Origin of the sequence: Phenylobacterium sp. (assembly GCF_004799395.1) — a bacterium.
Taxonomy (GTDB): domain Bacteria; phylum Pseudomonadota; class Alphaproteobacteria; order Caulobacterales; family Caulobacteraceae; genus Phenylobacterium.
Genome location: NZ_SSMZ01000315.1, coordinates 1 through 10745 on the forward strand (window position 1 = coordinate 1; position 10745 = coordinate 10745).

Annotated in this window: 12 protein-coding genes; 7 read left to right on the forward strand and 5 right to left on the reverse strand. The window is 67.8% G+C overall.

The features are described 5' to 3' along the window. Positions 1-118 precede the first annotated feature (118 nt). Complete coding sequence (gcvA, locus tag E8A12_RS20120) at positions 119-1075, reverse strand: transcriptional regulator GcvA (protein ID WP_293372154.1); 957 nt, start codon at positions 1073-1075, stop codon at positions 119-121. Between the two features lie 172 nt (positions 1076-1247). Here gcvA and cobA point away from each other — a divergent pair, with 172 nt between their 5' ends. From cobA to E8A12_RS20150, 6 genes are read left to right on the forward strand one after another with little or no spacing between them, the layout of a single operon-like run. Continuing rightward, complete coding sequence (cobA, locus tag E8A12_RS20125; RefSeq protein WP_293372156.1) at positions 1248-2078, forward strand: uroporphyrinogen-III C-methyltransferase; 831 nt, start codon at positions 1248-1250, stop codon at positions 2076-2078. After that, entirely contained in the window at positions 2075-2434 is a 360-nt protein-coding gene (locus E8A12_RS20130; protein WP_293372158.1) for a DUF2849 domain-containing protein, read from the forward strand. Before cobA ends, E8A12_RS20130 begins: the two co-directional genes overlap by 4 nt. A 9-nt stretch (positions 2435-2443) precedes the next feature. Continuing rightward, positions 2444-4099, forward strand: a complete 1656-nt coding sequence (locus E8A12_RS20135; protein ID WP_293372160.1) for a nitrite/sulfite reductase — start codon at positions 2444-2446, stop codon at positions 4097-4099. Then, entirely contained in the window at positions 4083-4583 is a 501-nt protein-coding gene (locus E8A12_RS20140; protein ID WP_293372162.1) for a DUF934 domain-containing protein, read from the forward strand. The genes E8A12_RS20135 and E8A12_RS20140 overlap by 17 nt, the downstream gene beginning before the upstream one ends. Further along, positions 4580-5326, forward strand: a complete 747-nt coding sequence (locus E8A12_RS20145; RefSeq protein ID WP_293372164.1) for a phosphoadenylyl-sulfate reductase — start codon at positions 4580-4582, stop codon at positions 5324-5326. The genes E8A12_RS20140 and E8A12_RS20145 overlap by 4 nt, the downstream gene beginning before the upstream one ends. 43 nt (positions 5327-5369) lie before the next feature. Further along, positions 5370-6185, forward strand: coding sequence for a ferredoxin--NADP reductase (locus E8A12_RS20150; protein ID WP_293372166.1), 816 nt, complete (start codon positions 5370-5372; stop codon positions 6183-6185). 78 nt (positions 6186-6263) lie between these two features. Here the strand turns inward: E8A12_RS20150 and E8A12_RS20155 are convergent, their stop codons facing one another. The 4 genes from E8A12_RS20155 to E8A12_RS20170 form a co-directional block, all read right to left on the reverse strand. Beyond that, positions 6264-7043, reverse strand: a complete 780-nt coding sequence (locus E8A12_RS20155) for a PEPxxWA-CTERM sorting domain-containing protein (protein ID WP_293372168.1) — start codon at positions 7041-7043, stop codon at positions 6264-6266. 213 nt (positions 7044-7256) lie between these two features. Further along, positions 7257-9074 (reverse strand): DUF885 family protein, encoded by a 1818-nt coding sequence (locus E8A12_RS20160; RefSeq protein WP_293372170.1) that lies wholly within the window; start codon positions 9072-9074, stop codon positions 7257-7259. 37 nt (positions 9075-9111) lie between these two features. Beyond that, on the reverse strand, positions 9112-9663 hold the full coding sequence (locus E8A12_RS20165) for an AAA family ATPase (protein ID WP_293372172.1): 552 nt from the start codon (positions 9661-9663) through the stop codon (positions 9112-9114). 82 nt (positions 9664-9745) lie between these two features. Next, the gene (locus E8A12_RS20170) at positions 9746-10225 is read right to left on the reverse strand and encodes a 3D domain-containing protein (protein WP_293372174.1); all 480 of its coding nucleotides are present in this window, start codon (positions 10223-10225) and stop codon (positions 9746-9748) included. 189 nt (positions 10226-10414) lie between these two features. Here E8A12_RS20170 and E8A12_RS20175 point away from each other — a divergent pair. Beyond that, positions 10415-10745: glutathione S-transferase N-terminal domain-containing protein (locus E8A12_RS20175; protein ID WP_293372176.1), on the forward strand; the 331-nt coding region annotated here is incomplete at its 3' end.

The window sequence follows — 10745 nt, forward strand, 5'->3', positions numbered from 1 at the left end:
GGCGGTCGAGCGCGTCCACGCCGGCGCGAACGTCGGCCATGGTCGCGCAGTCGGCGGGGGCGGGCCGAGGGTCGGTCGAGAAATCCATGCTGAACTCGTCTGCTAGCTGCCGGCGCCCCTAGATACCCGCGCCATTGTCGATCGCCAGCAGGGCGGCCTCATGGGCCTCGGCCTGGGCTTCGATCCAGCTCACGAAGGCCTTCACCTGTGGCAGCCGGCCCTTGGCCTTGGGATGGACGAGGTAATAGGCGAAGTCGACGGCGGTGGCGATCTGCAGCGGCGCGATCAGGCGGCCGGCTTCCAGGTCGGCCTGGGCCAGGGTGCGCTTGGCGAGGGCCACTCCGCGCCCGTTGACCGCCGCCTCGATCACCAGGCTGGATTGGTTGAAGCGAGGTCCGCGCATGCCGTCGATGGTCTTCAGGCCCCGCGCCGCCAGCCACATGGACCAGTCCGGGCAGCTGTCGTCGAGGTCCGGCGAGCCGTCGTGCAGCAGGATGTGGTTCGCCAGGTCCGCGGGCGTGGTCAGGGGCTTGCCGGCCAGGTGCTCGGGGCTCGCCACCGGGATCACGGTCTCGGAGAACAGGCGCTTCACTTCCAGGCCCGGATAGCGGCCCGCGCCATAGCGGATCGCCACGTCCACCTCGCCGGCCTGCAGGTCCACGAGCTCGATGGCCGCCGAGAGCCAGACGTCCACCAGCGGATGGGCCTGCTCGAAGGCGCCGAGCCTCGGCACCAGCCACTTGGCGGCGAAGGAGGGCGGCGCGGTCAGCGTAAGGCGCCGGCCGTCAACCGCGGCGGTCAGCAGGGAGGCGGCCTCGGCCAGACGGTCGAAGGCCTCGCGCAGGGCCGGGAGCGCGGTCTGCGCCGCGTCGGTCAGCAGCAGACCCTTGGGCGTCCGTTTGAACAGCGCCGCGCCGACATAGTCCTCGAGGTTCTGGATCTGCTGGCTCACCGCGCCGGGCGTCACCGACAGCTCGTCGGCGGCGCGGCTGAAGTTCAGGTGGCGCGCAGCCGCTTCGAAGGCGCGGAGCGCGTTCAGCGGCGGCAGGCGCCTTCGTTCCACTGGTCTTTCCATAGAATTCCTGACAGCCCCGGCAGAAGTCCTTGGCTTGCGAGTTGGGCGCCCCGCTACCTATTTGCAAGCGTCCGCCGGTGTATCGGCCCTTTTCATTGGTGGATATCGGCGGGGCGGGCTTCGGTCCGTCCCGTTCCGGTTTGTAGACGAGGCTTATTAGAGAACCTAATCCATGGCGCAACGGCAACCTGGACGACGCGCAAGCAGCCTGGTGGTGCTGGACGGCAAGAGTCGCGAATCGGCCGGCGTCGTGTGGCTGGTTGGCGCGGGTCCCGGGGACCCCGATCTCCTGACGATCAAGGCGCTGAAAGTCCTGCAGAAAGCCGACGTGCTCGTGCACGACGGCCTGGTCTCTGACGAGATCCTGGCACTGGCGCCAGCCGCCGTGCAGCGCATCAGCGTCGCCAAGCGCAAGTCGCGCCATTCCTACAGCCAGGACGAGATCAACCGCATGCTGATCGCCTTCGCCCTCGAAGGCCTGACGGTGGTGCGGCTGAAGGGCGGCGATCCCTTCATCTTCGGCCGCGGCGGTGAGGAGCTTGAGGCCTGCCGCGCGGCGGGCGTCGCCTGCCACATCGTCCCAGGCGTGACCGCGGCCCTGGCGGCCAGCGCCAACGCCGGCGCGCCGTTGACCCACCGAGGCTCGGCCCAGGCGCTGACCTTTGTCACCGGCCATGCGTCGCATGGCGCCGAGCCGGATCTGGACTGGGCGAGCCTGGCGCGGCCAAATCAGACCGTGGTGATCTACATGGGCCTGTCGCAGGCCGCCCCCATCGCCGCGCGCCTGATGGCGGCGGGCCGGGTGGGTTCGACCCCGGCGCTGATCGTCGAAAACGCCAGCCGCGCCGACGAGCGCCGCGTGGTGACCACGCTCTCGGGTCTGGCCGAGGCGGCGTCGAGCCTCAGCGGGCCGGCACTGCTGATCGTTGGCGAGGCGATGGCTTTGGCCCAGGCGCACGAGCCCACCCTGCTGCAGGCGATCCTGCGGGAGGCGCAGGCATGAAGGCGCTGACCGCCAACCGCCTGATCGACGGCGAGGTCGTGTTCTGGCGCAACGGCCAGTGGGTCGAACAGTTCGGCGACGCCCAACTGTTCAACGACGACGACCCGGCCGGCGAGGCCGCCGAAGCCCACGGCAAGAACCAGCCCACCGTCGTGGTCGAGCCCTATCTGATCGACCTGACGCAGTCGCAGGGCCTCTGGGCGCCCGTCAGCTACCGCGAGCGCATCCGCGCGCTCGGCCCGACCAACCTGAACCACGGCAAGCAGGCCGATGGTGGCGCCGCCATCGAAGCCTTGCAGCACGCCCACGGCGCGGCCCGCTCCACCGGCCGCGTCGACCTGATCAAGCGCAAGTAGAAGGCCGCCATGTACCGCTACGACCAGATCGACAAGGACATACTGGCCGACCGCAGCGCCGAGTTCCGCGGCCAGGTGGCCCGCAGGCTGGCCGGCGAGCTGTCGGAAGACCAGTTCAAGCCGCTACGTTTGAGGAACGGCCTCTATCTGCAGCTGCACGCCTACATGCTGCGCGTCGCCATCCCCTACGGCTCGCTGAACCCGACCCAGCTGCGCAAACTGGCCTGGATCGGCCGAACCTACGACAAGGGATATGGCCACTTCACGACGCGGACCAACCTGCAATTCCATTGGATCAAGTTGGCCGACGCGCCGGAGATCCTGGATGCGCTGGCCAGCGTCGACATGCACGCCATCCAGACGAGCGGGAACTGCATCCGCAACGTCACCGCCGATCCCTACGCCGGGGCCACGGCCGAGGAGATCGACGATCCCCGCGTCTGGGCTGAGGCCATCCGCCAGTGGTCGACGATCCATCCGGAATTCAACTGGCTGCCGCGCAAGTTCAAGATCGCCGTAAGCGCCGCCGCCAAGGACCGCACGGCGGCCAAGACCCACGACATCGGCCTGAACCTCAAGCGCGCCCGCGACGGCGTGCTGGGCTTCGAGGTGATGGTGGGCGGCGGCCTCGGCCGGCTGCCGCACATCGCACCCACCGTGCGCCCATTCCTGCCGGCTCAGCGCCTCTTCTCGTATCTGGAGGCGATCCTGCGCGTCTATAATCGCCACGGCCGGCGCGACAATATCCACAAGGCTCGGATCAAGATCCTGGTCGCCGCCCTGGGCGCCGAGGAATTCGCCCGCCAGGTCGAGGCGGAGTGGGAGAAAATCGGAACCTCCGCGGACCTCCCGGACACCGAGCTCGCCCGCATCCGCGGCGCCTTCGCGCCCACCGCCTTCGAGACTCTCCCGGCGGTGTCGGAAGCCTTTGAGGCCGCCAAGGCCAGGAGCCCGGCCTTCGCCCGCTTTGCGCGCAATAACCTGAAGCCGCACAAGGTCGCCGGCTACGCCATCGTCGAGATCTCGCTGAAGGCCATCGGCCAGACGCCCGGCGACGCCACCGCCGAGCAGATGGAGGTGGTCGCCGACCTCGCCGAACGGTTCGGCCAGGATGACATCCGCGTCACCCACGAGCAGAACCTGGTCCTGCCGCACGTGAAGCTGGACGACGCGCCCGCCGTCTGGGCCGCGCTGGCGGAAGCCGGCCTCGCCACCGCCAACATGAACCTGGTCAGCGACATCATCGCTTGCCCGGGCCTGGACTATTGCGCACTGGCCAACGCGCGCTCGATCTCGGTGGCCCAGAACATCGCCGCCAAGTTCGCCGACGCCGAACGCGCCGAGCGGGTCGGCGAGCTGAAGATCAAGATCAGCGGCTGCATCAACGCCTGCGGCCACCACCATGTGGGCCACATCGGCATCCTGGGCGTCGATAAGAAGGGCGAGGAATTCTATCAGCTCACCCTCGGCGGTTCAGCGGCGGAAGACGCCGGCGTCGGTCAGGCGTTGGGCCCGGCGCTGCCCTACGAGAGGGTCGCCGAGGCCGTGGACACCCTGGTGGACGTCTACCTGCGCGAGCGGCAGGGCGCCGAACGCTTCCTCGATACCTTCCGGCGCACCGGCGTCGCCCCCTTCAAGGAGGCCGTCTATGCCGACGTTCATTAGGCTTCAGGCCGGGGCTCCCGCCCTGGCCGAGGATCCCTTCACCGCGGTGGGCGACGACCAGACGATCCCGCCGGGCGACGTGATCATCTCGCTGAGTCGCTTCCAGACGGAAGGCGAGGGCCTGCTCTCCGAAGGCCGCCAGGTGGGTGTTCGCCTGGAGAGCCACGAGGACGTCGAGGCGTTGGCCTACGACCTGCCGCGGATCGCGGTGGTGGCGCTGGCCTTCCCGAAGTTCGGCGATGGGCGCGCCTATACTTCGGCGCGGCTGCTGCGCGAGCGGTTCCATTTCAAGGGCGAGGTGCGCGCCGTCGGCGACGTGCTGCGTGAGCAGGCGGGCTACATGGTCCGCTGCGGTTTTGACGCCTTCGAGCCGGCCGATGGTTCGACCGCGCAGGCGTGGGAAAGGGCCACCCACCGCTTCCGCCACGTCTACCAACGCGCCAGCGATGGTCGTCCCGTCGCCTTCGAGGGGCGGGGAGGATGAGCTTGGCCTACGACATTTCCGGCCGCCATGCGGCGCTGGCGCCGCGTCTGGACGCCGAACTGCGCCACGCTCATCCGCGCACGGTGATCGAGGAAGCGGTGGCGACCTTCGGCGACAGGCTGGCGCTGGTCTCGTCCTTCGGGGCGGAATCGGCGGTGCTGCTGCACCTGGTCTCCAAGGTGAAGCCGGACATGCCCGTGCTCTTTCTGGACACCGGCATGCTGTTCGGCCAGACGCTGGACTACCGCCGCCAGCTGGCCGCGCGTCTCGGCCTGACCGACGTGCGCGACCTGCGCCCCCACTACCACGACCTGGCCACCGCCGATCCGGAGGCCAAGCTCTGGCGGACCGACACCGACGCCTGCTGCCATATCCGCAAGGTCCTGCCGCTCGACCGGGCGCTGGCGGAGTTCGACGGCTGGATCACGGGGCGCAAGCGCTTCCACGGCGGGGCGCGGCTGTCGCTTCCGGTGGTCGAGGAGGCCGACCACCAGGTGAAGTTCAATCCCCTGGCCAACTGGGGCAAAGACGACCTGGAGTCCTACGCTGCAGAGTACGACCTTCCGGCCCATCCGCTGGTGGCGCAGGGCTTCCCCTCGATCGGCTGCTGGCCTTGCACCAAGCCCGCCGAGGATGGCCAGGACGTCCGCGCCGGCCGTTGGGCGGGGGAGGACAAGACCGAGTGCGGTATCCATGTCGCCCGTGCGCCCGGCGCCGTCGCCAACGTCGGCGGCGATATTTGATCTCTGCCAAATTGACGCCGTCTCAAAGAGTGTAGACACCCCGATGAATGACGTTTCCCTCGCGCCCAAGCCTGTGAAAGCCGGCGGCGCCTTCTTCGTCGAGACGGTGACTTGGGTCCAGCATTGGACCGAGAGCCTGTTCTCGTTCCGCACCACCCGCGATCCCGCCTTGCGGTTCGCCAGCGGCCAGTTCGTCATGGTCGGGCTGGAGAAGGAGGATGGAAAGCCGCTGGTCCGCGCCTATTCCATCGCCTCGCCGTCCTGGCACGAGGAACTGGAGTTCTATTCGATCAAGGTGCCCGACGGCCCGCTGACGTCCCGCCTGCAGAAGATCCAGGTGGGCGACCAGGTGCTGATCGGCCGCAAGCCCACCGGGACCTTGGTGCTGGACGGCCTGCGCCCCGGCAAGCGGCTCTACATGCTGGGCACCGGCACGGGGCTGGCGCCCTGGCTGTCGCTGGTCCGCGATCCGGAGGTCTATGAGCGGTTCGACGAGGTGATCGTCACCCACACGGTGCGCGAGGTCGCCGACCTCAATTACCGCGAGCTGTTGTCCGGCGCCCTGGCCGAGGACGAAATCCTGGGTGAACTGATCGGCCCCAAGCTTAGATACTACCCCACGGTCACCCGCGAGCCGTTCCAGACCCAGGGCCGGATCACCGACCTGATCGCCTCGGGCCAGTTGTTCCGCGACCTGGGGACGCCGCCGTTCGATCCGGCCGTAGACCGGGTGATGCTCTGCGGCGGCCCCTCGGTGCTGGCCGACCTGAAGCAGCAACTCCTGGATATCGGCTACCAAGAAGGCTCTATCGCCAGCCCGGGCGACTTTGTTCTCGAGCGCGCCTTCGTCGAGACCTGAGACTCCGACGGCCCGAATAGAAAACGCCGGCCTGGGATGCCCAGGCCGGCGTCATTGTCTCTAGATCGGACGTCGCGCTCAGGCGGCGACGGCGACCGCGGTCCTGCGCTGACGGCGGAGCAGCGAGCCCATGCCGAAGAAGCCGGTGAGCATCATCGCCCAGGTGGTCGGTTCCGGGACGCCGGGGATCGGCCAGCCAACGGCGAAGGACTGATTGGTCCCATTGCTGATCGTGAACACCCGGTCGTTGGCGTCCGCGAGGCTCGTGTAGCTCCCGCCATTGAGCCCGGTGTAGTCGTCGAAGTAGGTCAGGAATTGGCCGCTGAACTGGTTGGGATTCACGTAGCTGTGGTTCTCGGTGTACCAGATCGCCGACTGGATCGCCGCGAGGCGCATTTCAGTGTCGTGGTTCGCAGCCGCGTAGAAGCCGCCAGGCGCTTCAGCGTTGAACATGATGAAGCCGGTGTCGACCAGATTGGTGATGGCCGTATCCTGAGCCGTAGTCAGGGATTGCGGGAGGTTGGGAACCAGCCCGCCGCCGGTGTCCTGGTTGTCCGAGTAGGTCAGGTTCAAGCCGCCCAGCGACATGTCATGGTAGACGTCGAAGCAGAAGCCGTACTCCGGCCCGATGCTCGTCTGGAACAGCACGCCATTGGTGTAGGCGTCGACCGTGGCGGCGGCGACACTGCCGTGCGCGGGAACGTAGACGTTCGCGGTGTAATTCGTGTCCATGCTGTCGCTGATCAGCGTGATCGTGCTGGCAGCAGCCGGCGACGCCATCGCCAGGACCGAAAGGCTGGCTGCGGCGGCCAGGCCCAAGAGAGCGCGCGCGCGCCCGTTCTTACCGGAATTGCTCACTTGCGATGTCTCACTCTTGAACACGGAGATTACCCCCAATTGGCTTCGAGCCGTCCCTTGCACCGATGATGCCATCGACGCTGCGGGCAACCTTTCAGCCGCCAATTACAACGTTACTCAAAGATTAAACCTGAGCGCAATCGGACTCGCCTGCGAGGGGAGTTATGGCAGCGCTTTATCCGGGAACGCCTCCGATTTCGGCTTGAAACGGCCTCACGCCGTCTTGCGGGCGGCGATCCAGTCGTCTCCGACCCGGTCGAGGATATCCAGCGGCACGCGGCCGCAGGACAGAACCGCCTCGTGGAAATCCTTGATGTCGAATTTGCCGCCTAGCGCCATCTTGGCGCGGGTGCGCAGGTTGACGATGGTCGTGTGGCCGAGCTTGTAGGAGCAGGCCTGTCCCGGGGTGGCGCAATAGCGCTCCACCTCGCGGGCCGCGAAGCCGGGGGCCTCGCCCTCGTTCTCGACGAATCGGGCGATCGCCTGCTCGCGGCTCCAGCGCATGTGGTGGATGCCGGTGTCGACCACGCAGCGGTTGGCGCGGAACAGCTGGAACTTCAGGTAACCGATGCGGCCCAGCGGGTCGTCGTCGTACATGCCGATCTCGTCGGCCAGTTGCTCTGCGTACAGCGCCCAGCCTTCACCATAGCCGGAGAACCCGGTGGACTTGCGGATGAGCGGCAGGTCGGTGTTGGAAAGCGCCAGCCCGCCCTCGAGCTGGTGCCCCGGCAGTCCCTCGTGGAAGATGGTGGTCGAGAGGCAGAACCGGGGCCACTCGGCGCTGTCGTGCAGGTTGAAGTAGACGATGCCGGGACGTGAGCCGTCGATCGCGGGGCCTTGGCTGAAGGCCGAGGCGGCGCCGGCTTCTGTCTGCGGTGGCACGCGGCGCACCTCAAACCTGTAAGGCGGCACGCGCTTGAAGACGCTGGGCAGGCGAGGGCGGATCTCGTCCAGGCGGCGGTTGCAATAGGCGATGGCCTCGACCTTGCCGGCGTCGGTATTGGGGAACAGCTGCTTGGGGTCGGCGTAGAGGTGCTTGATCCGGTCGGCGATCGAGCCCTGGGTCAGGCCCTGCGCCTTGAGCAGGCCGTCGATCCGCGCGGAGATCTCCTTGCCTTGCTCCAGGCCGATCTTGTGCACCTCGTCCGGCGAATATCTGGTCGTCGTGGTGGAGTGCAGGGCGGCTTCGTAGAAGGCCGGTCCCTCCTTGAACCGCCAGACGCCGGCGTCGTGCACGGCGCCGGCCCGCAGGGCCTTGGTGGCCGCCAGCTGGCGTTCCAGGGCCGGCAAGACCTTCTCGCTGTAGATCTTCGCAGCGTCCCGGCCGTAGCGGTCGCCCAGGCCCTTTTCCATCGCGCGACGCGCGATGGAGGTGACCACCAACGCCTTGTCGACCGGCTGCACGGTCTTGCTCATCTGGTCGAGAGTGAGGTCCAGGATGAAGTCCGGCGGAACGATGCCCAGCGCCACATCGTGATGCAGCCGGTCGGTGTCGGCGTTCAGCTGGTCGCCGAAGGCCGACAGGCGCGACAGATAGGCGTCGGCGTCCTCCGCCGTGGCGATCGTGTGTTTGGTGTCCAGGAAGTCCGGCGTCGACTGGTAGGCGCCGGTGAGCTGGCTCAGCACATAGGTGGACGGGCTGAAGGCCGAGCCCCCGAAGTCGAAGCTCTGGGTGCGCGCGGTCGACTGGCGGGTGTAAAGCACCACGTCGTAGTTCAGCCGGTCGGGGCCGGTGAGTTTCGTCCGGTCAATGGCCTGCAGACGGCGCAGCTGATCGGCGTTCTGCGCCTTGGCGGTGCTGCGGCCGGCGCTGGAGCCGTCGTCGAGCCGGGCCTTTAGGGCGGCGTTGACGCCCTTGTCGAGGCCGAGTTGGGTGGCGCTCTCCGGGCGGAGCTGCAAGCCCTCCTTGAAGAAAGCGTCGAACAGGGCCGACAGCTGCGGATCGCCTGCCGCCAGCGCGCGGGGCGCAAGCGCCGCTGCGCTCGCCGCGGCGCCGGTGGACAGGAGCATGGCGCGGCGATTCAGCTGCATGGTCTGGGCGTCCGATCAGGAAAGGAAGGCGCGGACCCTAGGGCGGACTCGGGCCCGCGGGCAAGGCGTGCTCCCGCACGAAAGCCGCGCGGGCGTCCAGCGTCCCCTTCGGCACAATCAGCGGGGCATATCCGAAGCGTCTAAGTCCGCCGAGGACGCGACCGAACGTTGCCTCCGCCTCGGCCCAGTCCTGCCGCCGTTCGGCGTCCGTCTGGTAAATCTCGCGCCAGGGCGGGAAGACGAAGACCCGGCGATTGTAGCGGCGCGAGCGGGCGGCGGAGACCAGCCCGGCTGGCGCGCGCCAGCTCGCATCGAAGCTGTCGAGGATGCCGCGGTCGAAGAACACGCGGCCCGTCTCATGCGTCAGGGCGTCGAACCTGGCGATGTCGCACCGCGCGCAGAGCTCGCAATAGGCCGCATGGTCGTCCCAGGGCGTGGCGCGCCCGCCGGTCGCGACCTGCTCGGCAATGGCCGCGCGGTGGGTCTCCTCGACGACGCGCTCGCCCAAGCCCGCGAGATGGCGGATCAGGCTGGTCTTGCCGACCCCTGGCCCGCCTGTGAAGACGAAGAAATTCGACTTTTCGATCAAAGGTTTCTCCAGACATGCTGAGGCTCGCCGAGCGTTCGGCGGGGATGCAGTCCTGGGAAATGTCTTAGGCGAGCGTGAAGCTCTAGCCCGGAGGGCAGCCTTGGAAGTCGCCGACCTTGATGGCGGTCAGGCTCGAGAGGTTCAGGCCGCGCGCCGCGCCCATCGAGCCGGCGTTCTGGCCTGTGTAGAGGTCGATGCGCTTTCCCTTGATCGCGCTGCCGGCGTCGGAGGCGTACCAGTAACCGTCGTGCACGCTGCCGTCGGGCATCTTCAGGCCGACGGTTTCCTTGATGAAGAGGACGCTGCGCTTCGGGATCAGGGCCTTGTCGACGGCGACGGTGCGCATGGCCACGACCTTGCAGCCCAGCGCGTCCAGGGCGCCGACGCCCTTGGCGCCGGCGTGATAGAGCGTCGCCTTCAGATTCCAGCCGGGGCCTGCGGGCAGGGCTCCGGTGACCACCGACATGATCAGGTCGCCGACCGGATCTGCAGGCGCAGCCTGGGCGGTGGAGCCGAGGAAAATCAGGGGCAAGATTGCCAGGGCGGCGAGGCGGCGTCGCATGACGGCGTCCTCCTTCGTCGTTGAACTGGTGCGGCCCAGAACCTAGCCGGACCCGGCCGGGCTGCCAACCCCATGCGGCCTGCGGCTGAGTGGCCTGTGAGGAAGTCTAACAGGCGCCCACAGGCGAGTTCGCTTGCGATCCCAGGCGGATCGCCCCTCTATCCCCGCCGCCAGCAAGGGGATCGCGTCATGAAAATCTATGGGGATTCCATCTCCGGAAACTGCCTGAAGGTGAAGTGGGTGGCCGATTCCCTGGGCCTTTCCTACGAGTGGATCGAGACCAGCGTGCTGAAGTCCGAGAGCCGCACCGAAGAGTTCCTGGCGCTCAATCCGGCCGGGCAGGTGCCGGCCGTGATCCTCGACGATGGCCGCCCGCTAGCGCAGTCGAACGCCATCATCCTGCATCTGGCCGAAGGCTCGGCCCTGATCCCGGAAGACGCCTACCAGCGGGCCAAGATGCTGGAATGGATGTTCTGGGAGCAGTACAGCCACGAGCCCTATATCGCCGTGGCCCGCTTCC